The following is a 23,200-nucleotide window of genomic DNA, read 5'->3' as shown; positions in this document are numbered from 1 at the left end:
CGGAAGCAAAATGGGCCGCATGCCTTACGAGAAGGACAGCTTCTCGCTTGGCCGGGTCAGGGTTTCCGGGCGCAGCACCGCATCGAGATGCTCCTTCTGCATCAGGCCGCGTTCGAGAAGGATTTCGTAGACCCCCCGTCCCGAATGATGCGCTTCCAACGCAACCTCGGTGGCGTTGCGATAGCCGATATAGGGGTTGAGCGCCGTGACGATGCCGATCGACTGCTCGACCGTCTGCCGCAAACGGTCGCGATTGGCGGTGATGCCGCAAATACAATTCGCCTCGAGCGTCAGGCAGGCATTGGTCAGGTGGCTCAGGCTGCGGTAGAGGCTGTAGAAGATCACCGGCTCGAAAGCGTTCAGCTGCAGCTGGCCAGCCTCGGCGGCCATGGTGATCGTCACGTCGTTGCCGATCACTTCGAAGGCGACCTGGTTGACGACCTCGGGGATCACCGGATTGACCTTGCCGGGCATGATCGAGGAACCGGCTTGGCGCGCCGGCAGATTGATCTCGTTCAATCCCGCCCGCGGCCCCGAGGACAGCAGCCGCAGATCGTTGCAGGTCTTGGAAAGCTTGACCGCGACGCGCTTCAGAACACCCGAAAGCTGCACGAAGGAGCCGCAATCCTGTGTCGCCTCCACCAGATCAGGTGACGTCACCAGATCGATACCGACGATTTCGGACAGGCGCTCGCGCACCAGCGCTGCGTAGCGAGGATGAGCGGTGATGCCGGTGCCGATCGCGGTTGCGCCGAGATTGATCTCACGGATCAACGAGACCGCCTCGGAAAGACGCGCCTCGTCCTCCGCCAGCATCAGCGCATAGGTTCCGAATTCCTGCCCCAGTGTCATCGGCACGGCGTCCTGCAACTGGGTGCGGCCCATCTTCAGGACGTCGGCAAACTCGACCGCCTTGGCCTCGAATGCCCGGCGCAGAATGCCCATGGCGTCGACCAGGCGGTGAACGCCGATCCATGCGGCAAGCTTCAGCGCGGTTGGATAGACGTCGTTGGTGGATTGCGAGAGATTGACATGCTCGTTCGGATGTAGATGCTGATACTCGCCGCGGCGATGCCCCAGGATTTCGAGCGCCCGGTTGGCAATCACCTCATTGGCGTTCATGTTGGTCGAGGTTCCCGCCCCGCCCTGGATCAGATCGACGACGAAATGGTCGTGCAGCGCACCGTCGCGGATTTCGATGCAGGCCGCGATGATCGCGTCGGCGCGCTCCTGATCCAGAAGGCCGAGGCTCGCATTGGCCTGAGCCGCCGCCTGCTTGATCGCCGCGAGCGACGCGATCAGATCCGCCGATTCCTTCAGCGTCTGGCCGGTAATCGGAAAATTCTCGACCGCGCGCAGCGTATGCACGCCGTAATAGGCCGAGGCCGGCACGTCGCGATCGCCGATCAGGTCGTGCTCGACGCGGATAGCAGTGATATCGGATGTCGTCATGGCAGGAACTTTCGAGTGGGGCGCTGCGGGCACGCATTGCGGCGGCAGGCTGAAGACGAGAATGGCTGGTGACGCGGCGGGGTTAGCCGCGTCGGCAGACGTCATCGGGCAAGGGCGGCAAGGCGAGGAACGTCCCCGTTCGCCTTCTACCCGCGCAGTTTGAACGGAAAAGACACGCCGCCTGTCGTAACACCCATCGTATTGACACGCTGAGGATGGTGGAACGGCGCGAGCTGGCTGCGGATCTCAGCCGAACCGATGCCGAGCCGCTCGAGGATCTCGGTCACGACGGCGTAAAGAATTTCGAGATTGCCGTCCTCGATCTTGACCGAGATGCCGAGCGCACCGTCCGTCCCCAATCGCCGGGTTTCGTCCGAGGCCCGCACGCCGATCGCGTAGCTGGCATCGGCCCCGAGCTTGCCGATGAGGGCGCCGTTGAATGCGCGCATCAGGGCCGTGCAGTAGCGCCCCTCGCCCGCAACCATGTCAGGGTGGTGAGCCATTGCATGGAAGGTGCGGGCCAGTGCGGCACCGCGCCTCGACGACCCCTCGCCCGCCCCGTCGCCATCCGCTGCCGCGGCAAGCTTGGCATAGATGCGGGCCAGGCGATCCAGGGGAAAGGCCGGGGTCGGGAGATTGCATCCGTCGATCCCCCATTCGACATCCCGAACATCCAGATCGCAGAGTTCGGCGACGGTGCGCTTGACCCTCCCCTGCATCGGATGATCCGGCAGGTGGTAGCCTTCCATGCCTGCTCCGGTCGCCCGGGCGCCGGCAAGCATGCCGACATGCTTTCCCGAACAATTGCTGCAAACCGCCGTCGGGACAAAGTCCTGCCTGATCCACGAGCGATTGACCGTTTCGGAGAGCGAGGGATGACCGCCGCAGCGAAGGTCGGCTTCCTCGGCCTTGATCTTCGACAGCATGGCCCGCGTGCGCGCGATATGCCGCTCTTCGCTGCTGTGGGACGCGCACATCAGCGCAATATCCGCATCATCGAAGCCGAAACGCTCGACGCCCTCCGCCTCCAGGATGGCAAGCGCCTGGGCCGGCTTGGCGGCGGAGCGGGCAAGCGTCATACGCTCGGGATTTCCCAGCGCGTAAAGCAGCCTGCCCTTTGCATCGACGACAGCCGCGTGGACGCGATGGCGGTTCTCGACGATGCCGCCACGATCGGTGACGACGAAATCCTCACTCGGGGTCATGTCTCTCTCCATTCATGCCGCACCCCGGCGGCGACATGCGCCGCCGGAGCAAGCCTCGATTGTCGATCGGTGTCAGGCGAGATCGAAACCGCCGCGATCCTCGCCCTGTTCGGCGGCGAGCATGTAGATGCGCTCACGCATCAGCAGCCAGCCGACCACCAGCGCCGGAATGATCAGCGCCAGAGAAGCGACCGTGTAGGTTCCGACCGGATAGTCGAGAGCCATCAGGATCACGACGACGGCAAGGAAACCCAGCGTCAGCACGCCGGTATAGGGCGCGCCGAACATCCGGAATTCAGGCCGCGCCAGCTTGCCCTGCCGCGACAGCTGCCACAGCTTGAGCTGGCAGAGCACGATCACGCCCCATGCGGCGATGATGCCGAGGGCGGCGACATTCAGACCGATTTCGAAGGCCTCCGCCGGAACGACGGCGTTCAGCACGACGCCGAAGGCGGTCACGACAGCCGTCACCGCAATGCCGACATAGGGCACGCCGGATCGGTTCATCTTCGCCAGCGCCGCCGGCGCCGAGCCGGAAACCGCCATGGAATGCAGGATGCGGCCTGTGGAATAGAGGCCGGCATTCAGCGACGACAGGACGGCGGTCAGCACGACCAGGTTCATGACGACGTCGGCGCCCTGGATGCCGATCTTGCCGAAGAAGGTCACGAACGGGCTCTCGCCGCCCTTATAGGCGGTATAGGGCAACAGCAGTGACAGCAGCAGGACCGAGCCGACATAGAAGACCACCAGGCGCAGCACGACTGTCCGGATCGCCCGCGGCATGACCTTGCGGGCATTTTCGGTTTCACCGGCGGCGGTGCCGATCAGCTCGATCGAGGCATAGGCGAAGACCACCCCCTGGATCACCACCAGGGCCGGCAGGATGCTGTTCGGGAACATGCCTCCGAAATCGGTGATCGTGCTGAGGCCTGGAACATGGCCGTCGATCGGCGTGCCGGTGACGACGAAGTAGACCCCGACGATCAGGAAGACGACGAGGGCGAGAACCTTGACGAGGCTGAACCAGAATTCCAGTTCACCGAAGACCTTCACCGACAGAAGATTCATCGAGAGGACGAGGACCAGCGCCGCCAGCGCAAAGACCCACTGATCGATCATGGCGATCCATGGAACATAGGCCTTGAAGAAATTCATGTAGAGGGCGACCGCGGTGACGTCGGCGACCGCCGTCATCGCCCAGGTCAGCCAATACATCCAGCCGACCGCGAAGGCGAGCTTTTCGCCGTAAAATTCCCGGGCATAGGAGACGAACGAGCCCGAGGTCGGGCGATGGACGATCAGTTCGCCGAGAGCCCTCAGAACGAGAAAGGCGAAAAAGCCGCACAAGGCATAGACCAGCACAAGTGCCGGACCGGCAGCGGCAAGCCGGCCGCCGGCGCCGAGAAACAGCCCCGTGCCGATGGCGCCGCCGATGGCGATCATCTGGATCTGCCGCGGCTTCAGCGCCTTGTGGTAGCCGAGATCCTCCTCGGCAAAGACTTGGCCTTCGGCCTCGCTTCTATTGGATTGCATGACTGTCATTTCTCCTCCCTATCCCTGGGTTCGGCAACCTCCCGGCCGCCCCTCCGCGCAGATGCCATAAAGATGTTAATCTGCTATGCGGTCTGACAGGTTTGGCGAATAACGGAAAAACCACCCTGCAGTCAAGGATTTTCCCGCTGCTATTTGTGGATGCGTCACCGGCGGCTTGGAGAAAGGCAGTCTTTGGCGGCGGGATTGGATCGATTTCCTAGGCTTCCGTCAAAAACGCCAAAGATATCAGAGCTCGATGCCGATGATGCGGCTGACAGCCGCCGCGACCTTCCTGAGATGGATTTCCATCGCTGCCTGAGCCTCGGTCTCCGCCCCTATGCGAATGGCTTCGACGATGGCGCGATGCTCTTCATTCGATTCCTGACGGCGTGGCCCCAAGGCGGTCAGCAGCCCGGATTGCTGCGCCATCGCCTCGCGGACGTCATCGACGATATCGCGGAAGACGGCGTTCTTCGAAGCTTCGGCGATCAGCCCGTGAAAATCCGAATCCAGCCGCACCCAAGCCTCGGTATCTTGTTCCTGCTCCATCCGGTCGCAAAGGCGAAGCAGCCGGGACAGCTCATCGTCGCTCCGGCGCAGCGCTGCCCAGCCGGCAGCGGATACTTCGACGAAGGGCCGCGCCTCCACCAGATCACGCGCCGAATAATCGCCGTAACGGATATCTCCGCCGCCGCCAGCCGCGAGCACATAGGTTCCGCTTCCCGTTCGCGTCTCCGTCAGCCCCAAAATCTGCAGCGAGCGCAGCGCTTCCCGCACGATCGGACGGCTGACGCCGTATTTTGCCGCGAGCTTGGCTTCCGACGGCAGCTTGGAACCTTCGGCAAACCGGCCGGAGACAATGAGATTGCGCAATTCCTCGAAGACCAGTTCCGAGGCGCTTTTTCGACTGAGGATCGCGGAGTCGGAAAGCCAGTTTTCCAGATCATTCATCGTCTTGCATTCGATCGGCAGCGCAGCCGGATATGGGGTGCAAATTTAAAATCATACCTTAGGCGCAGTCCCTCTTTCATCGGCAATCCCGATGATGGAACGCTTGACCTCCAGCAGATGCTCGGCCATCGCGGCCTGCGCATCCCTCTCGCTGCCCGCGGCAACGGCCCGGAGAATGCGGCGGTGCTCGGCGTTGGAGGCTTTGCGCCGGCCGCGAACATGCTCCACCAGTTCCGATTGCGTCGAAAGCGCGCCGCGGACATCGGCGACGACTTTTCGGAAGATCGCATTGCCCGAGGCTTCGGCGATCTCTCCATGGAACTCGGCGTCCATCCGCACCCATGTCTGGACGTCGTCCTCCTCATCCATCCGGTCGCACAAGGATGAGAGCGACGCCAGCTGCTCGTTCGAGCGCCGCAATGCCGCCCAACCCGCAGCCGGGATCTCGATGCAGGGGCGCGCCTCTATGAGATCGCGGGCGGAATAGGCGCCGCCGCCGAGCTGTCGCGCCGGGCTTTCCGAAACGATATAGGTGCCCCGGCCGGTTCTGGTCTGCGTGAACCCCAGCGTCTGCAGCGAGCGGAGCGCTTCACGCACGATCGCCCGGCTGATGCCGTAACGTTCGGCGAGCTGCACTTCCGAGGGAAGACGGGTGCCGAGAGCCAGTTTCCGATCGACAATGGCCGTGCGGACATCTTCGAAGACTGCTTCAGCAGCGCTTCTTCGACTTATCTCTTTCTTCTCCGACAGCCATGAATCCATATCCCGCATCGAAGGACGATGCGGGCAATCGCAAGAGCTGTCAAGCAACCGGACAGGCACGCCGGCACCGGGCCGGCGCGGCATGCGAAACTGGCTACCAGAGCTTCATGTGGCGGTTGACGTCCTTGTAGAGCAGGTAGCGGAAGCGGCCGGGGCCGCCGGCGTAGCAGGCCTGCGGGCAGAAGGCGCGCAGCCACATGAAATCGCCGGCCTCGACCTCGACCCAATCCTGGTTCAGACGATAGACCGCCTTGCCCTCCAGCACATAGAGACCGTGCTCCATCACATGGGTCTCCATGAAGGGGATCACCGCGCCAGGCTCCAGCGTGACGATATTGACGTGCATATCGTAGCGCACATCGGCGGGATCGATGAAGCGGGTCGTGCCCCAGCGTCCGTCGGTATCCGGCATGGCGCGGATCGGATGGTCGTCCTCATGGGTGACGATCGCCGGCGGCGGCTCCAGCCCCTCGACCTCCTGAAAGGCCTTTCTGACCCAGTGGAAGATGGCAGCGGCCGAACCATCGTTTTTCAGCCGCCAGGCCGAACCCGCCGGAATATAGACGAAGGAGCCGGCGCGCAGCGTGTGGCTGACGCCTTCGAGTTCCACCGTCATGCCGCCTTCAACGACGAAGAGCACCGCTTCGGCGCGCTTGTCGGGCTCCGGCCGGTCGCTGCCGCCGCCCGGCTGAACTTCCATGATATATTGCGAGAAGGTCTCGGAGAAACCGGAAAGCGGACGGGAAAGAACCCATGCCCGCGTTCCCGTCCAATGCGGAAGCAGGCTCGTGACGATATCGCTCATGACGCCGCGGGGGATGACCGCGTAAGCCGTGGTGAAAACGGCTCTGCCGGAAAGCAATTGGGTCTGCGGCGGCAAACCGCCGAGCTTCGAATAATACTCTGTCTTGTCCATAGATGCGGCTTTCCAGGCAGGTGTCACTGCATCTGCTTTATGCGCCGTCTGCCCGTTAGGCAACTGCCATTGGGCCAAGCCAACCTATCGATCGGCCATCACCAGGTGGCCCGGCCCGACTTCACGATAGAAGGTGGCCGGAGGCTGGTAGTCGACTGATCGCATCGGGCTCTTGATCTCGTCATTCGCCACCATGCGTTTTTCGTGGCGGCGGTCGGGATCCGGCACCGGCACGGCGGCGATGAGTTTCTTCGTATAGGGGTGTTGCGGGTTTTCGAAGACGGCGGCGCGCGGGCCGATCTCGACGATCTCGCCGAGATACATCACCGCCACGCGGTGGCTGACGCGCTCGACCACCGCCATATCGTGCGAGATGAACAGGAAGGCGAGGTTGAGGCTCTGCTGCAGATCGAGCATCAGGTTGATGACCTGCGCCTTGATCGACACGTCGAGCGCCGACACGCTTTCATCGGCGACGATGACCTTCGGCTGCAGGGCAAGCGCCCGGGCAATGCAGATGCGCTGGCGCTGGCCGCCGGAAAATTCATGCGGATAGCGCGCCGCCATATCCGCGGACAGGCCGACCTTGACCAGCAGATCGGCAATGACCTCTTTTGCCTGTTTCGAACTGCCCATTCTGTGTTCGAGATAGGGCTCGGCGATCGCGGCCCCCACCGTCATGCGCGGATTGAGGCTGGCAAAGGGATCCTGGAAGATCATCTGCACGGATTTGCGCATCTCGCGCAGATCCTTCCTGTCGAGGCCGAGCACCTCCCTGCCCTCGACGAGAACGGAACCGGCCTGCGGTTCGATGAGACGCATGATGGCGCGGCCCGTCGTCGATTTGCCGCAGCCGGATTCGCCGACAAGCGACAGCGTCTCGCCGGCGTGCAGATCGAAGGAGACGTTTTCGACCGCATGCACCCGGCTGGTCAGCCGGCCGAACAGGCCGGAATGAATGTCGAAACGCTTGGTGAGGTTCTTCACCTCAAGCACCGGCGTCGCCGCGACGGTATCGGCGGCCTCGGCCGGACTATCCGACTGACCCGTCGCCGTGTTGACCACCGGGAAGCGCAGCGGCCGCTGGCGGCCCTGCATCGAGCCGAGCACCGGCACGGCCGACAGCAGTGCTCTGGTATAGGGATGTCTGCCGCGGTGGAAGATATCGGCGGTGACGCCGCTTTCGACCTGTTCGCCGCGATACATGACCACCGTCCGATCGGCGATCTCGGCGACGACGCCCATATCATGGGTGATGAAGAGAACAGACGTCCCCTCCTCTTCCTGCAGCATCTTGATGAGATCGAGGATCTGACCCTGGATCGTCACGTCGAGCGCCGTCGTCGGCTCGTCGGCGATCAGGAGCCTCGGCCGGCTGGCAAGCGCCATGGCGATCATCACCCGCTGGCGCATGCCGCCGGAAAAGCGGTGCGGATATTCGTCGAAGCGCGAGGCGGCCGAGGGGATGCGGACTTTTTCCAGCAGCCTGATCGTCTCGGCCCTGGCATTGGCCTTGCTCATCTCGGAATGGCAGAGCAGCGCTTCGGAAATCTGATCGCCGATGGTGAACAGCGGATTGAGCGAGGTCATCGGCTCCTGGAAGATCATCGCCACCTCGTTGCCGCGCACCTGCCGCATGGCATGTTCGGGCAAGGTCAGCAGGTCGCGGCCGCCGAGCATGACCCGGCCCTCGACGCAGCTGCTATCGGCCTGCAGCAGCCGCATGATCGACAGCGAGGTGACACTCTTGCCCGAACCGGATTCGCCGACGATCGCCACCGTCTCGCCAGGTGCGACGGTGAAGGAAACGTCACGCACAACAGGTCTCCACACGCCGTCGACCAGAAAGGACGTCGTCAGCCCCTCGACGGAAAGAACGGGGGTGGCTGTCTCAATCGATTGTGCTTGGACGCTGCCCATGTCGGTTCCTTCTACGTTCAATCCGGCCAGCGCAGCACGCCGTCGAAGCGGTGCTTGCTGCGGTTTTCGATCGGCGTCGCGATGATCTCGTTGGAGGCGCGCGCCTTGTCGAGTTCCTCGGCCAGGCGGTTTGCGACGATCGTCTCCTGGCCCGGATGCAGGTTGCACGGGTCGAGATAGAAATAGCGGTGCTCCACCTCGTGATCGCGCACGATGATCGGCGGGCTGCCCTTCGCCAGTGCATCGGCCAGATCCCAGGCGGTAATATGCGCCTCTTCGGCATCGACGATCAGGCGCAGCCGGTCGAGCGGATTGTTGGTCGGGTCGGGCTCGACCAGCGCGGTGACGCCGGGACGGCCGTCGAGTGTCTTCTTCCAAAGGTTGAGATAGCCGGTTTCGCGTTCGCGAATGCCGGCATGGTCGCGCCTTTCCCAGGCTTCGAGTGCTGCCATGACACCGAAGATGCTTTCCTTGCCGACCTTCATGCCGCGGCCGATGCCCATATTCTGCAGGAAGGCATGGCGCACAAGTTCCTTGCGGCCGGCGACGATGCCGGACGTCGGGCCGCCGAGAAATTTGTGGCCGGAATAAAGCGCGATATCGGCCCCCTGCTCCAGGAAAATCCTGAGATCATATTCCGAGGCGGCATCGACGATGACAGGCACGCCCCTGGCATGAGCGATCTCGACGAATTCCTTCAGGTTCAGCAGGCCGTAATCGACGACATGGTGGGAGACGACATAGACGGCGGCGGCGGTTTTGTCGGTAATGGCGTTTTCCATGTGAAAGCGATGCGTCGAGGTCGCCTGTCCCACAAGCACGACCTTGCCGCCGGCAAGCCGGATCGCCTGGTCGACCGGGGCGCCATAGCTCACCACATGCCCCATCTGCACCAACACTTCGTTCCTCTCGGGCACGGCATCCGGCAGCTTCTCGATCGCCAGCAGATTATCGCCTGACATGGCGCCGGCGACCGCCAGCGAAATGCCGGCCGAGCAGGAAGCGGTGACGAAGCCCGCCTCACCGCCCGTCAGCCGGGCGATGACCGCGCTTGCCTTGCGCTGCAGGTCGTTGATCTCGACGAAATGCGGCAGGATCGATGCCATCGCCTCGATCGCCTCCGGCACGACGATCGAGGCGCCGAGGCTGGTCATCGTGCCGGATACGTTGATGACGGGGCGAAGGCCGAGCGAAGGTCTGATGTCATTCAGCATGAAGGTCTCCAGAAGTCTCAGTCGAGGAACAGGCCATGGTGGGCGCTGCTCCGAAAATGAAAGCTCTCGTCAGCCATTCAAGGCGACGATCGCCTCAATTTCGACGGTGATGTTGCCGGGCAGCGAGCCGAAGCCGACGGCCGAGCGGGCATGTTCGCCGGCCGCGCCGAAAACTGCAATCAGCAGATCCGAACAGCCGTTGATGACGCTCGGATGATCCTCGAACTCCGGCACGGCATTGACCATGCCGAGCAGCTTGACCACCCGCTTGACACGGGAGAGATCGCCGAGCGCATCATGCATGACGGCGAGCAGATTGATGCCGGTCAGCCGCGCATGCCGATAGGCCTCCTCGACACCGACATTTGCGCCGACCTTGCCGGCATGCAGGAAACCGTCGGCCTCGCGCGGCCCCTGGCCGGAGAGGTAAAGCATATTGCCTTCCACCACATGCGTCACGAAATTGGCGATCGGCGGCGGCGGCGGCGGCAGCTTGATGCCGAGGGCGGCTAACCGTTGGTAAGGCGAGTTCTCGACCTTGCCGGCGGCGTTGGGAAACTGATTCACGCAAACTCCTGTCATGCGAATTTTGGATTGGCGAATTTGGATTTGGATTGGCCGATTTAGGTCGGCGGATTAAAGGTCCTTGCGAAGTCTTGGGTCGAGCATGTCCCTGAGGCCGTCGCCGACCATCTGCAGCGACAGCACCGAGAGAATGATGGCGACACCCGGAAACAGCGTCATCCAGTCGGCCTGGCCGATATATTGGCGGCCGGCGGCGATCATCGTTCCCCAGGTCGGAATTTCGGGGCTGACGCCGAGGCCGAGGAAAGAGAGGCCGGCTTCGGCGAGCATCGCGCTCGCAAAGAGGAAGGTGGCCTGCACCAGGATCGGCGACAGCAGGTTGCGCAGCACGTGCCGGGTCATGATGTGGAAGGTGGAAATGCCGAGTGCCCTTGCCGCCTCGACATAGGGCAGTTCGCGAATGACCAGCGTCGAGGCACGCACGATGCGGGCCAGGCGCGGGGAATAGACGATCGACAGCGCGATGATGACAGTGGTCAAGGACGGGCCGAGGGCCGCGACGAGGGCGATCGCCAGCAGAATATCCGGGAAGGCCATCATCGCATCGATCAGCCGGGCGATCGGTGTATCGAGCTTCTGGAAAAAGCCGGCAAGCAGGCCGAGCGTCACGCCGATCACCGCCGACAGGCTGACAACCGCCGCGCCGACGAGCAGCGACAGGCGGCCGGCAAAGATCGTCCGCGAGAAGACGTCGCGGCCAAACTCGTCCGTGCCGAAGAAGAAGGCGCCGCCTGGCGGCTTCAGCCGGTTGACGATCGAAAGTTTGGACGGCGAATAGGGCGCGACGACAGGCGCGAAGACCGCCAGCAGCACGAAGATCGCCAGGATCAGCAGGCCGAAGGCCACCGTCTTGCGCTTCAGCAGGCGGCGGACGAATTTGCTGCCTTCGCTCTCGGCTGATTTGATTGCGATATCGGCCATCAGTAGCGCACCCTCGGATCGACCAGCAGATAGAGCATGTCGATCGCAAAATTGATCAGCACGTAGAGGGCGGCGATGACGAGCAGCGCCCCCTGGATGACGGGGTAATCGCGGCGCAGCACCGCCGAGACGACGAGATTGCCGACGCCCGGCAGGCCGAAGACCGTCTCGGTGACAACCGCGCCCGAAATCAGCACCGCCGCCGTCAGGCCGAGCACCGTCAGGATCGGGATCAGCGCATTCTTCAGCGCGTGCTTGAGGATGACCTTGCGCTCGACCAGCCCTTTGGCGCGTGCCGTGCGGATATAATCGTCGCCGAGCACATCGAGCATCGAGGCGCGGGTGAAGCGCAGGATCAGCGCCGAGGAGACGATGCCGAGCGCGAAGGCCGGCAGCGTCAGATGATACATCCGCTCGAGGAAGGTCGAGCCCGGACCGCCATAACCCGAGACCGGGAAGAGGTTGAGCCGTACGGCGAAGAACTGCATCAGGATCAGGCCGAGCCAGAAGCTCGGAATGCTGGCGGCAAACATCGCCAGCGTCGTTGCCGCCTGGTCGACGAAGGAGCCGCGCCGATAGGCGGCATAGATGCCGATCGGCAGAGCGATGATGCTGGCGATGGCAAGGGAAAACAGCGTCAGGAAGAAGGTCGGTTCGGCGCGGTCGAGCAGAGCCGACGTCACCGGCATGTTGAGGAAGATCGACTGGCCGAGATCACCCTTCAGCAACTGGCCGATATAATAGAGATATTGCAGGCCGAGCGACTGATCGAGGCCGAGCCGGCTTCTCAAATCGGCAACATCCTGCGGCGTCGCATCCGGCCCGAGCATGACGGCGGCGGGGTCGCCCGGCGTCACCCGCACGATGACGAAGACGATCGTCACGACGAGAAACATCACGACGATCATGCCGAACAGGCGCTGGAGGATGTAGCGGATCATGAATGCTGGCCTTCAAGCCCTTGCAGATGCTGCAGAAAAGACCGGCGCCGAGGCCCGAAGGCCGGCGCCGGCGGCGATGTTACTTCTTGATCGAAGCGTTCCAGAAATACGGCCAAGGGGCCGGATCGACGCCGTCGAGCTTGACCGATTTCGCCGAGACGGCGTTGAAATCGCCGATCTTCATGAAGGGCGCGTCCGTATAGACGGCCTTCTGGACATCGGCCCAGAGCGCCACGCGCTTCTTCGGATCGACTTCCGAGGTGAAGGCATCGACGGCGGCCTTGCGGGCCGGCGTATCCCACCAGCCGGGCGAGCTGGTCGAGAGCGAGCCGATGAGGGCCGGCTCCGGCAGGAAGGGGCTGTGGGTGATGTAGATATCCCAGAGCTTCGGATCGGTGCGGCGCTGCGTCAGCGTCGCCCAGTCCACCACCTGCATATCGACGGTGAAGCCGGCAAGCTTCAGATATTCGGCGGCGACCTGCGCCATCTTGTAGTGGAACTCGTACTGGCGGCTGGTCAGGATGCGGATCGGCTCGCCATTATAACCGGCCTTTTTGGCGGCAGCCGCCGCCCCTTCCGGATCGGCGACGTTATAGGCGCCCTCGACGCCGGCATCCGTCGACCAGGAAAAGGTCTTCGGATAGATGGCGCCGTCGAGCGCATAAAAGTCGGTGCTGCCGAAAGCGGCGGCCAGCATGTCTTCCATGCTGAGCGCCTGGCGGATCGCCTTGCGGACCTCGACATTCCCGGCAACACCTTCCTTAGTGTTGAAGACGAAGACCGGATAACCGAAGGGCTTCAGCATGACCGGCTGCGAGGCTGTGGAGGCCTTCACCTTGTCGTAGGATTCGACCGGGATCGAATCGACATAATCATACTGGCCGGAAACGGCGGCCTCGACGCGGGTGTTCGGATCCGGCACCGGCACGAAGCGGATTTCATCGAGATATTGATGGCGGGCGCCGCCATAACCATTGCCGTCGCCTTCGCGCGACTTGTAGCCGTCGAAGCGGACGAGCTGGATATACTGGTCAGCCTTGCGCTCCTTCAGCATATAGGGGCCGGTACCGATGAACTCCTTCATCGGCTCGTCCTGCTTTTCCGAGGGGATGATGATCGCCGCCGAATTGTTGAAGGCAAGCAGCGAGGTCAGCGGCGCATAGGGCTGCTTCAGCGTGATCGTGACGGTCGAAGGATCGGCAGCCGTGATCTTGTCGATGAAGCCGGCCACCTGCTTGCCGCGCGAGGCGATCTTCATCCAGCGGCCGAGCGAGGCTACGACGTCTTCCGAGGTCATGTCGCTATTGTCGTGGAACTTGATGCCGGTCCTGAGCTTGATCGTATAGGTTTTGCCGTCGGCGCTGATCTCGGGCAGGCTTTCGGCCAGCAGCGGCGTGACGTTCCAGCTCTTGTCGAAAGTGTAGAGCGTCTCGAAAATATGCTGAGTGACGATGCCAACGAGATCGGCCGTCGACGACATCGGATCGAGCGTCGGCGGCTCGCCGATCGTCGCAACATTGATGACGCCGCCTTTTTCCTGGGCAAGCAGGGTCGAAGGCAGGGCGACGAGCGCAGTGCCGAGCAGGAATGCGACAAGCGTTTTCATATGAGGGCTCCCGGTTAAGTTCCACAATTATGTAATTCATCTTTTTACAACAGAATAAGAGATGAAGTGGTGGTGTCAAGCGGAAGCCGCGGATTATATCGTGGGACGAGGATCAGGACGCGAAAGAGCACCGCATCACAGGCTTCGGCTGGTCACCTGCGCGAAGGCTGCGCATTATGCGGTCTGAAGAATCGGCAGCGGCAGAGCGTCAATAAGGCGAGGATGGAATGAACATCGACTTCAACGGTGGAAAATGGCTGAACGAGCCGGCCAGCTGGCGCGCAGACGAAACCGGCCTCACCCTGACGACTGACGAGAAAACCGATTTCTGGCGCGAAACCCATTACGGCTTCACCCGCGACAGCGGCCACTTCCTCGCCTTTCCCACGACCGAGAGCTTCACCGCCCAGATCCGCGTCCAGGGCGAGTTCCGTACCCTCTACGACCAGGCCGGCCTGATGGTGCGTCTCGACGAGAAACGCTGGGTGAAGTCAGGCGTCGAGTTCACCGACGGCGAACCCTTCCTCAGCACCGTCGTCACCGACGGCAGATCCGACTGGTCCGTCTCACAACCCTTCAAGGAACTCGAGGACTTCCACCTCCGCATCACCGTCGCAAACGGCGCCATGCGCATCCAGGCCTCCCGCGATGGAAGCCGCTGGCCGCTGCTGCGGCTAGCGCCCTTCCCGGCGGCCGAGCGCTATGAGGTGGGGCCGGCTGCCTGCACGCCGGAACGCAGCGGGCTGAGGGTGCGGTTTTCGGAGTTTGCGATTGGGGCGGCGGTTACGACCGGGCTGCATGATTTGAGTTAGGCCAAGATTTCTAAGCCGATCAATTTGCCGTCCTCTCCGCAATCGAGGTCTATAATGAATCAGCGCTTTCTAAGACGATCATCCCGAGGTACGAACACAGGATTTGGATCCATATCGCCGGCTTGAAAGGTCGGCACAAGTTCGCCGATCTTGTTCGGGATCTTCACTACATTCGCCCTGATAAGCCGCTTGATTTCATCCCGATATTGCAGGGCTCTTTTCTCTTGCGCCTCTTTTTCAGCGCCCGATTTCTGCTGTCGCGATTTAGTATGCTGAAGTCGTCTTTGAAAATATGGCCTTCCAATTTTCTCATTCTGAATATGCATAGATCCAGGAAGCATGATTATTTCGCCTGATTCCTCCTCAATTTCACCCATTATATCGGCGATATCGTTTGTCTCCATAACAACTATCCGACACCCTCGCGAATGTGCCAGGAAAAAATTTAGAATATGTCCGGACCGCCTATACAATTCCTCCCAACCTCCAGAATGATCTAGGTGAGGAATTCCATCAAAAAACGTGTGCTCCTCCAATAAGCCGATCTCCGGAACAGCAGGGTGGGTTCTTTGCTTGCCGACAGCGATCATGTCCCCAGTGTCGATATTAAAAAGCATGTAATCAACCGACATTTCGACCTCTATTTTGGATAAGAGTACACAGGTTTACCCTGAGCCGTATAAATCGTTACAGTTGGCGCGTTTTTATCATATTGGGAGCTCGACATGACGTTTTTCATTGCCTGTTCCGCAGTCCCGCGGCTCAGATTGGCGGCGCGGCCATCAATCACAATCGAAGCCCCTGAGTCCTGGCGAGTATTCGAGATAATTTTATCTAGGACAGAAGCTTCGTGACCCTGCTCGTCGCGCTCGGCGTCAAGTCCACTCCTCAGAGCCGTCGTCCGCTATCCACACGACTCCAGCAGGGCACTCCTCGCGAAAGAACCAAAGACTTTCCTCAAAAATCTTTGCATCCTCCGACACTTTATCAAAGTCGTCGGTCAGCTTCGGTCCGGATGAATTTGTCTCCGCTCTTCCGAACACCATTTCCCGAGGAAGGTCTGTCCTGGGATCGGCTTGCCGACGCCCGCCGAATGCGGGTTGGTCGGCGGCGTAAGGACGGCGCCACTGAGCCCCGAATTGACATTGAACAGCGCGCCGCCGGCCTTGATGTTGGCGTCGCCGATCGCCTAGACGGAACTGACGATCGTCGTGCCGTTGGCCATGACCAGCCGGGCGTGCCGAGGGTGACCTAGATGTTCAGCAAAGATGCATCCAGGAGTGCGCGGTGCTCAAACCCCTGCCTACGGAACTGACAGATTAAAAAACCTCCTGGCGGAGCAATTCAAAGTCTTCGACGTTAGTCATTAGTGCGATCAGTTCTGACGGTCTATCCGTGGAGTTTATATAAAAAAGGAGGGGATAGCTGACAAAATCCTGCTCTACAGGATCGCCATCAAATGGATCAATATTCTTTTTTAAAACGAATTGCTCTTCGCCTCCCGCGCCAAAGACATAATAAACCCCGGCCTGATAAAAACTATCTCGCTCGGTGAAGAAAAATCCAAACACCGATTCTACTGCAGCCTTTGCTTCTGCAAGTGAATTCTTTCGTATTCCATACAATATAAAGCTTGGCATAATACATTATTACTCCGGAAAGAATATACCAGGAGACCTGTTCGTCGCTGCGGTCGATGTGCCATAGATCATAAAATTAACCTCACGTCCTGTCTGCACATTAAGCTTGCTTGCCAGGTCACTCAGTCCGAGAGCTGCGAGATCACGGCCACTTAGCGGTCCCGTCCTTGTGCCAGAACTCCTAAGGCCAATCCCCAGAGACTGCGCGCGCTGTAACAGCCCAGGGCTTACTACAGCAATGTCAAAGTCGCTAATCCGACCGACGTCAAACGCTTCACCGGTCGAGTAGCTTCGGCCAGTTACAGCACTCCCCTGAAGGATTGTCTGAACATTGTCATAACCAGCGCGAGCAAACCCCGCCCTTATATCACGGCCCAACGTCGCAAATTCACCCGTACTAGCACAACGCGCAACTTACGCGAAGCTGGTCATCTGCTCGTTATCATTGAAAATACGACACATAAACGGATAGGATGAATATTTCTGGATCTGCGGAAATCCATGAAAGCCTGAGGAAGATGAGCTGCACTCATTTTAAACAAGAGACCTTTCGAGACGCCTGCATCTTTCCCGATCCCGCACAGAAATACGGAGATGTATTTCAGAAATTCCTTACACCCGCGGTTGCTGCTCCTATTCTTCTCGGAAAGGAAAGGACAACCGAATGGCGAAACCGCAGTGGCCGACGCAGCCCGGGACGGAATCTGCGGGGCGGCATTCGGGAAAACCTGATCAAGACCCGAATCGACGGCAAGCTCTCGGCCTTCGTAAAGCCCGGACTGACCGTCGAGGACGATAGCGTGCCCGCCGCGGACTTCACGCGCTGCGCCGTCGCAGCACTGTCATTTTCGAGATGACATCCGCCCCGTTCTCTGCGAAAAAGAGCGCGATGAGAGACAGGGGCGTTCGTCGACAGACGGGCTGAGAAGCACCCTTCGAACCTGAACCGGATAATGCCGGCGGAGGGAGTCGCTCGGGGTCGCGGTTCGCCGCACGAATTACCCCGTGCCCGCCCCGCCTGAAAGGGGCCACATATGCAGACCAGGACCACACCAGGAGCCATGCTGAAGGCGATGCGCGAGAAGCCGCCGCTCGTTCAGTGCATCACCAATTACGTCGCCATGAACATCGCCGCCAATGTTCTCCTGGCCGCCGGCGCCTCGCCGGCCATGGTGCATGCGGCTGAGGAAGCCGGCGAATTCGCCGGCATCGCCAACGCGCTGACCGTCAATATCGGCACGCTGTCGACGCAATGGATCGACGGCATGCAGGCGGCGGCAAAGGCGGCGACCTCGGCCGGCAAACCCTGGGTGCTCGATCCGGTCGCCCATTATGCCACGGCGTTCCGCCGCGATGCGGTCGCCGGTCTGCTGGCGCTCAAGCCCACGATCATCCGCGGCAACGCCTCCGAAATCATCGCGCTCGCCGGCGGCGAGAGCAGCGGCCAGGGCGTCGACAGCCGCGATCCGGTCGAGCGGGCCGAAGGTTCGGCGCGATGGCTGGCCGAGCGCCAACAGGCGATCGTCGCCGTCACCGGTGCCGTCGATTTCGTCACCGACGGCCAGCGGGCTGTGCGCATCACAGGCGGATCGACCTTGATGCCGCAGGTTACCGCGCTCGGCTGCTCGCTCACCTGCCTCGTCGGCGCCTTTGCCGCCACGGTGCCCGAGGATATGTTCGGGGCGACGGTCGCCGCCCTTGCAACGTTCGCCATCGCCGGCGAGGAGGCAGCGCTGGGTGCGGCCGGTCCCGGCTCCTTTGCCTGGCGCTTCCTCGACGCGTTGAACGCGCTCGACGCCGAAACGCTCGATGCCAGGGCACGGGTATCGGCGGCATGAAGACTTTCGACCTTTCGCTCTATCTCGTCCTCGATCCCGATCTCTGCGCCGGGATCGGCATGGTCGAGACCGCGCGGCTTGCCGTTGCCGGCGGCGCGACGATGGTGCAGCTGCGCGACAAACATGCCGGCACGGCCGGGATGATCGAGACCGGACGCGCCTTGAAACAGGCGCTTGATGGCACCGGCGCGCTCCTCATCGTCAACGACGATGTCAAGGCGGCGATCGCCATCGGCGCCGACGGGTTGCATATCGGCCAGGAGGATATGGATGCGGTGACAGCGCGGGCGATGATCGGCTCCGACATGATCCTCGGCCTGTCGGTCGAAACCGCGGCGCTTGCCGCTGCCGTCGATCCCGATGTCGTCGACTATACCGGCGTCGGGCCGGTGTTTGCGACACCGACCAAGGCCAACCACAAGCAGCCGATCGGCTTTGACGGTCTTGCCAAGCTGGTGGCGGCTTCGCCGGTGCCCTCGGTTGCGATCGGCGGGCTCAAGGCGGAGCATGTGGCCGAAGTCTTTGCCGCAGGCGCGAGCGGGCTTGCCGTCGTCTCCGCCATCTCAGGCACGCCCGACCCGGAAGCGGCGACGCGCCGCATCGCCGCTGAAATTCGAAAGGCCCGCCCATGATCCGCAACGTCCTCTCCATCGCCGGTTCCGATCCCTCGGGCGGCGCCGGCATCCAGGCCGATCTCAAGGCCTTCTCCGCCCGCGGCGTCTACGGCATGGCGGTGCTGACCGCGCTGACGGCGCAGAACACGCAAGGGGTCACCGGCGTGCATCTGGTGCCGGCTGCATTCGTTGCCGATCAGATCAACGCCGTCTTTGCCGATGTGCGTGTCGATGCCGTCAAGATCGGCATGATCGCCAATGCCGGCATCGCCGAAGCCGTTGCTGGAGCGCTCGCCGCAGCTCTGGCCGAGGGACGCGGCATCCCCATCGTCATCGATCCCGTGATGATCGCCAAGGGCGGCGCCGCCTTGCTGGCACCCGAAGCCGTCGACGTGCTGACCCGCCGGCTGCTGCCGCTCGCGACGCTGCTGACCCCGAACCTGCCTGAGGCCGCCGCCCTGCTGCATCAGCCGGTGGCGACAAACCGCGCCGAGATGGCGGCGCAGGCCGAGCAACTGCGCGCGCTCGGCCCGGCCGCCGTGCTGGTCAAAGGCGGTCATCTCGACAGCGAGGAAAGCCCCGACGTGCTTGCCGCGGCCGATGGTCTGCACTGGTTCGAAGCCCGGCGCGTGCCGACCAAGAACACCCACGGCACCGGCTGCACGCTGTCGAGCGCGCTGGCAGCCGAGCTTGCCAAGGGTGCCTCGGCTGAAGAGGCCGTCGCCATCGCCAAGGATTACCTCGCCGGCGCGGTTGCGGCTTCAGGCAGCCTCAGCGTCGGCTCCGGACACGGCCCGGTGCAGCATTTTCATGCGCTTTGGAAAGCGGCGGGATAAGTGCCTCACGTCGCCGCACGCCTTCATTCAAAACGGCTCGGGCTCCCCGGGCCGTTTTTGCATTTTGGACCCACCCTGCATTGAAACCCGGCCCTCGCGAGGGCCGGCTCTGCGGCTCATTTCAGAATCCCTGTTGACAAGCCCGGTCGCATGGCCAAATCTATGTCATTAAAAAGGGATATATTCCGCAATAACGGAATATTAGGAGGAGTGACAGGGTGCCAGACCTGCTTGTGAGTCTATACTCGACAGAGCTCGCCGACCTGCAACGGAAAGCCGATCATGTCGGCGTCTCCATCCGCCCTCCTCTCCCCCCGGAACTGCATCTCGTCGTCAACTGGGTTCGCGAAGGGTTCAGCGAGAACTGGGCGAGCGAGGTCTCGGTCGCCTTCTCCCGCCAGCCCGTCGCCTGCCTGATCGCCGTCGACGGCAGCAAGCTTCTCGGCTTTGCCTGCTACGACACGACGGCACGCGGCTTCTTCGGCCCGACCGGAGTCGATCCTGAAGCCCGCGGCAAGGGTATCGGGCTCGCCCTGTTTTCCGCCTGCCTTCAGACCATGAAGACGCTTGGCCATGCCTATGCCTTTATCGGCGATGCCGGCCCGGTCGATTTCTACGCCAAGACCGCAGGCGCAATCACCATCCCCGCCCCGACAAGGGCATCTACGAAGGCATGCTGAGAAGCATGCCGACATGACCATCTGATCCCGGAGCACCAGAATTGTCCTCGACCCCGCTCGCCCTTTTCGTCGGCCTTCCCAATCCCGTCCTTTCGGACGATGAATTCGCCCTGTTCCGCGAGACCAATCCGCTCGGCCTCTTCGTCGGCCGGCGCAATCAGCGCGAGCCGGAGCAGACCAGGCGGCTGATCGAGCGCTTTCGGCAAGCTGTCGGCCGCGACGATGCGCCTGTCTTCACCGACCAGGAAGGCGGCCGCGTGCAGCATCTCGATGCCGGGCCTTGGCCGCTCTTCCGCAGCTTCGGCCAGTTTGCCGAACTGGCGCGCCGCGATTTCGATCTCGGCAAAAAAGCACTGCGCCTTTCCTCCCAGGCGATGGGCGCGATGATGACGGAACTCGGGCTTTCGAGCGGCTGCTCGCCCGTTCTCGATCTCGTCTTCGAGACGACGAGCGCGGTCATCGGCGCCCGCTCCTTCGGTCCCGATCCCGATGTCATCGCCGCCCTCGGCCGCGAAGTGGTCGATGGCCTGCTCGAGACCGGCAACATGCCCGTGATCAAGCACATTCCCGGCCATGGTCGCGCGACGCTCGACTCTCACAAGGAGCGCCCGGTCGTCGACGCCTCGCGCGAGACCCTCGCAGCGACCGATTTCAAACCCTTCGTCGCGCTGAAGGATACGCCCTGGGCGATGGTCGCCCATGTCGTCTACTCGGCCTATGACGCGGAGCTGCCGGCCTCTGTATCGCCGGTCATGCACGACCTCATCCGCACGGAGCTTGGTTATGACGGCGTGCTGATTTCCGACTGCATCTTCATGGAGTCGCTCTCCGGCACGCTGCCGGAACGTGTCGCCCAAGTGCTCGACGCGGGCTTCGACATCGCCCTCCATAGCCATGGCGACGTCAGGGAAAGCGAAGCTGCCGCCAAGGCCGCCCGGCCGCTGACCGACGCCGCCTTGAAGCGGATCGCCGCCGGCAAGGCCCGCCTCAGCAATCTCAAGATCGACGTCCGCGCCGCCCATGCTGAGGTCGAAGACATGTTTGCCAGCGCGCTGGTCTCCTGACCGCCGCGCCATCTCTCACCGCATAAAAGAAGGGGAATAAAACATGAAAAAATATCTTCTTACCGCCGCTGCCCTGACACTGCTTTCGGGTTCCGCCATGGCGCAGACGGTCCTGACGGCGAATATCGAACCGGCAACGACCTGGGTTCGCAACTTCAACCCGTTCAACCAGACCTCGTCGCGCCAATCGACACTCGATTTCATCTACGAGCCGCTTGTCATCTTCAATCGCTTCGACAGCAACAAACCGGTCTATCGGCTGGCCGAAAGCTTCAAGCTCTCCGACGATCTGAAGAGCATCGATTTCAAGCTGCGTCCGAACCTGAAATGGTCCGATGGTAAGCCGCTGACCGCAGCCGACGTCAAGTTCACCTATGATTACCTGAAGAAATTCCCGGCGCTCGATTTCGTCAGCATCTGGAGCTTCGTCACCGATGTCAAAGCCGTCGACGACCAGACGGTGCGCTTCACGCTCGCCAATCCGAGCTCGCTCGCCGCCGAGCAGATCTCGCAGCTGCCGATCGTTCCCGAACATGTCTGGAAGGATGTCGCCGATCCGGTCACCTTCGCCAACGAGAACCCGGTCGGCAGCGGCCCGCTGACGGAAGTGCCGCGTTTCACCGGCCAGACCTACGACCAGTGCCGCAACCCGAACTACTGGGACAACGCACATCTGAAGGTCGATTGCATGCGCTTCCCGCAGCTTGCCGACAACAACCAGATGCTGACGGCAACGGCCGACGGCACGCTCGACTGGGGCGTCTCCTTCATTCCCGATATCGACAATGTCTATGTTTCCAAGGATCCGGCGCATTTCCACTACTGGTATTCGCCGAGCAGCATGGTCGCCTTCCTGTTCAACCTGGAAACGGCGAACGAGAACAACAAGAAAGCCTTCAACGACGTAAAATTCCGCCGCGCCGTCTCGATGGCGCTCGACCGTAAGACGATGATCGACGTCGCCGGCTACGGCTATCCGACGCTGAACGAAGATCCCGGCCTGATGGGCGAGCTTTACAAGAGCTGGTCGGACCCATCCATCAAGGCCGATTTCGGCAAGTTCGCGACCTATGACGCCGACGCCGCCAAGGCCCTGCTTGACGAGGCCGGCTACAAGGACAAGGACGGCGACGGCTTCCGCGACAATCCCGACGGCAGCAAGATTGCCTTCTCGATCATCGTCCCGAATTCCTGGACCGACTGGATCGACACCGTCAACATCGCCGTCGAAGGCATGCAGGCGGCCGGCATCGACGCCAAGATCGAAACGCCTGAAGAAGCGGTCTGGACCGGTAACCTGATCAACGGCAGCTTCGATGCGGCGATCAACAGCCTGCCGGCCTCGGCCTCGCCCTATTATCCCTATAAGCGCGCCTTCAGCGCCTCGGACAAAGGCAAGACCCGCTTCACCGCGCAGCGCTGGTTCAACCCCGATGTCGAGAAGCTCGTCACCGAGTTCACCCAGACCGCCGATCTCGCCAAGCAGAAGGACGCGATGAACAAGGCGCAGCGCATCGTCGCCGAAAACATGCCCATGATCCCGGTGTTCAACAATCCGAACTGGTATCAGTACAACACCAAGCGCTTCACCGGCTGGTCGACCAAGGAAAACCCCTTCGTCAATCCGTCGATCTCGCGGACCAATCCGGCACGCCTGCTGAACCTCTTGGCTCTCGAACCCGTCAAGTAAGCATCGTAGTCCTCGGG

22 protein-coding genes, 1 pseudogene and 1 riboswitch are annotated in these 23,200 nt (G+C 61.8%); of the genes and pseudogenes, 8 read left to right on the top strand and 15 right to left on the bottom strand.

Annotation, left to right across the window (positions count from 1 at the left end; translation table 11 throughout):
- Positions 1-24 precede the first annotated feature (24 nt).
- The 12 genes from aspA to BBJ66_RS27700 form a co-directional block, all read right to left on the bottom strand.
- A complete protein-coding gene (gene aspA / locus BBJ66_RS27755; protein ID WP_071091469.1) occupies positions 25-1,452 on the bottom strand; it encodes an aspartate ammonia-lyase in 1,428 nt (475 codons plus the stop codon).
- Positions 1,453-1,598: 146 nt separating this feature from the next.
- The gene (locus tag BBJ66_RS27750; protein ID WP_071091466.1) at positions 1,599-2,657 is read right to left on the bottom strand and encodes an asparaginase; all 1,059 of its coding nucleotides are present in this window, start codon (positions 2,655-2,657) and stop codon (positions 1,599-1,601) included.
- A gap of 72 nt (positions 2,658-2,729) precedes the next feature.
- Positions 2,730-4,202 (bottom strand): amino acid permease, encoded by a 1,473-nt coding sequence (locus BBJ66_RS27745; RefSeq protein ID WP_071091463.1) that lies wholly within the window; start codon positions 4,200-4,202, stop codon positions 2,730-2,732.
- A gap of 237 nt (positions 4,203-4,439) precedes the next feature.
- Positions 4,440-5,144 carry a FadR/GntR family transcriptional regulator gene (locus BBJ66_RS27740; RefSeq protein ID WP_049735786.1) on the bottom strand — a complete coding sequence of 235 codons (705 nt, stop codon included), beginning with the start codon at positions 5,142-5,144 and terminating at the stop codon, positions 4,440-4,442.
- A gap of 51 nt (positions 5,145-5,195) precedes the next feature.
- The gene (locus BBJ66_RS27735; RefSeq protein ID WP_071091902.1) at positions 5,196-5,915 is read right to left on the bottom strand and encodes a FadR/GntR family transcriptional regulator; all 720 of its coding nucleotides are present in this window, start codon (positions 5,913-5,915) and stop codon (positions 5,196-5,198) included.
- Between the two features lie 85 nt (positions 5,916-6,000).
- Complete coding sequence (locus tag BBJ66_RS27730; RefSeq protein ID WP_071091460.1) at positions 6,001-6,822, bottom strand: bifunctional allantoicase/(S)-ureidoglycine aminohydrolase; 822 nt, start codon at positions 6,820-6,822, stop codon at positions 6,001-6,003.
- A gap of 84 nt (positions 6,823-6,906) precedes the next feature.
- Positions 6,907-8,742 (bottom strand): ABC transporter ATP-binding protein, encoded by a 1,836-nt coding sequence (locus BBJ66_RS27725; RefSeq protein ID WP_071091457.1) that lies wholly within the window; start codon positions 8,740-8,742, stop codon positions 6,907-6,909.
- A gap of 17 nt (positions 8,743-8,759) precedes the next feature.
- Positions 8,760-9,956, bottom strand: a complete 1,197-nt coding sequence (locus tag BBJ66_RS27720; RefSeq protein ID WP_071091454.1) for an aminotransferase class V-fold PLP-dependent enzyme — start codon at positions 9,954-9,956, stop codon at positions 8,760-8,762.
- Positions 9,957-10,025: 69 nt separating this feature from the next.
- On the bottom strand, positions 10,026-10,538 hold the full coding sequence (locus BBJ66_RS27715; protein WP_037074330.1) for a RidA family protein: 513 nt from the start codon (positions 10,536-10,538) through the stop codon (positions 10,026-10,028).
- A 54-nt stretch (positions 10,539-10,592) separates the two neighbouring features.
- Positions 10,593-11,462, bottom strand: coding sequence for an ABC transporter permease (locus tag BBJ66_RS27710; protein ID WP_071091452.1), 870 nt, complete (start codon positions 11,460-11,462; stop codon positions 10,593-10,595).
- Entirely contained in the window at positions 11,462-12,403 is a 942-nt protein-coding gene (locus BBJ66_RS27705; RefSeq protein WP_071091449.1) for an ABC transporter permease, read from the bottom strand. The genes BBJ66_RS27710 and BBJ66_RS27705 overlap by 1 nt, the downstream gene beginning before the upstream one ends.
- 79 nt (positions 12,404-12,482) lie before the next feature.
- On the bottom strand, positions 12,483-14,009 hold the full coding sequence (locus BBJ66_RS27700) for an ABC transporter substrate-binding protein (RefSeq protein WP_071091445.1): 1,527 nt from the start codon (positions 14,007-14,009) through the stop codon (positions 12,483-12,485).
- A gap of 227 nt (positions 14,010-14,236) precedes the next feature.
- On the opposite strand from BBJ66_RS27700, the gene BBJ66_RS27695 reads away from it, so the two are divergent.
- On the top strand, positions 14,237-14,821 hold the full coding sequence (locus BBJ66_RS27695) for a DUF1349 domain-containing protein (protein ID WP_071091442.1): 585 nt from the start codon (positions 14,237-14,239) through the stop codon (positions 14,819-14,821).
- A 59-nt stretch (positions 14,822-14,880) separates the two neighbouring features.
- Here BBJ66_RS27695 and BBJ66_RS27690 read toward each other — a convergent pair whose 3' ends face one another.
- From BBJ66_RS27690 to BBJ66_RS27685, 3 genes are all read right to left on the bottom strand, one after another.
- The gene (locus BBJ66_RS27690; RefSeq protein WP_071091439.1) at positions 14,881-15,453 is read right to left on the bottom strand and encodes a hypothetical protein; all 573 of its coding nucleotides are present in this window, start codon (positions 15,451-15,453) and stop codon (positions 14,881-14,883) included.
- A gap of 243 nt (positions 15,454-15,696) precedes the next feature.
- A complete protein-coding gene (locus BBJ66_RS35930) occupies positions 15,697-15,867 on the bottom strand; it encodes a DUF596 domain-containing protein (RefSeq protein ID WP_083335630.1) in 171 nt (56 codons plus the stop codon).
- A gap of 273 nt (positions 15,868-16,140) precedes the next feature.
- Entirely contained in the window at positions 16,141-16,461 is a 321-nt protein-coding gene (locus BBJ66_RS27685; RefSeq protein ID WP_071091437.1) for a hypothetical protein, read from the bottom strand.
- Positions 16,462-16,934: 473 nt separating this feature from the next.
- Between BBJ66_RS27685 and BBJ66_RS27680 the strand changes: the two genes are divergently transcribed.
- The 7 genes and pseudogenes from BBJ66_RS27680 (at position 16,935) to BBJ66_RS27650 (ending at position 23,183) form a co-directional block, all read left to right on the top strand.
- Positions 16,935-17,318, top strand: coding sequence for a hypothetical protein (locus BBJ66_RS27680; protein ID WP_071091434.1), 384 nt, complete (start codon positions 16,935-16,937; stop codon positions 17,316-17,318).
- 31 nt (positions 17,319-17,349) lie between these two features.
- Positions 17,350-17,446, top strand: a riboswitch (TPP riboswitch).
- A 49-nt stretch (positions 17,447-17,495) separates the two neighbouring features.
- Entirely contained in the window at positions 17,496-18,299 is an 804-nt protein-coding gene (gene thiM, locus BBJ66_RS27675) for a hydroxyethylthiazole kinase (protein WP_071091430.1), read from the top strand.
- A complete protein-coding gene (gene thiE, locus BBJ66_RS27670; protein WP_071091427.1) occupies positions 18,296-18,931 on the top strand; it encodes a thiamine phosphate synthase in 636 nt (211 codons plus the stop codon). Before thiM ends, thiE begins: the two co-directional genes overlap by 4 nt.
- On the top strand, positions 18,928-19,749 hold the full coding sequence (gene thiD, locus BBJ66_RS27665) for a bifunctional hydroxymethylpyrimidine kinase/phosphomethylpyrimidine kinase (RefSeq protein ID WP_049735773.1): 822 nt from the start codon (positions 18,928-18,930) through the stop codon (positions 19,747-19,749). Before thiE ends, thiD begins: the two co-directional genes overlap by 4 nt.
- Positions 19,750-19,967: 218 nt before the next feature.
- Positions 19,968-20,446: pseudogene (locus BBJ66_RS27660) on the top strand (GNAT family N-acetyltransferase).
- A 24-nt stretch (positions 20,447-20,470) separates the two neighbouring features.
- Positions 20,471-21,493, top strand: a complete 1,023-nt coding sequence (locus tag BBJ66_RS27655) for a glycoside hydrolase family 3 N-terminal domain-containing protein (RefSeq protein ID WP_071091423.1) — start codon at positions 20,471-20,473, stop codon at positions 21,491-21,493.
- A gap of 43 nt (positions 21,494-21,536) precedes the next feature.
- Entirely contained in the window at positions 21,537-23,183 is a 1,647-nt protein-coding gene (locus BBJ66_RS27650; protein ID WP_071091419.1) for an ABC transporter substrate-binding protein, read from the top strand.
- Positions 23,184-23,200: the final 17 nt, after the last annotated feature.

The organism is Rhizobium sp. RSm-3, from assembly GCF_001854685.1.
Taxonomy (GTDB): domain Bacteria; phylum Pseudomonadota; class Alphaproteobacteria; order Rhizobiales; family Rhizobiaceae; genus Rhizobium; species Rhizobium ecuadorense.
The sequence above is the reverse complement of the archived record's forward strand: the minus strand, read 5'-3'. Positions and strand labels throughout refer to the sequence as shown.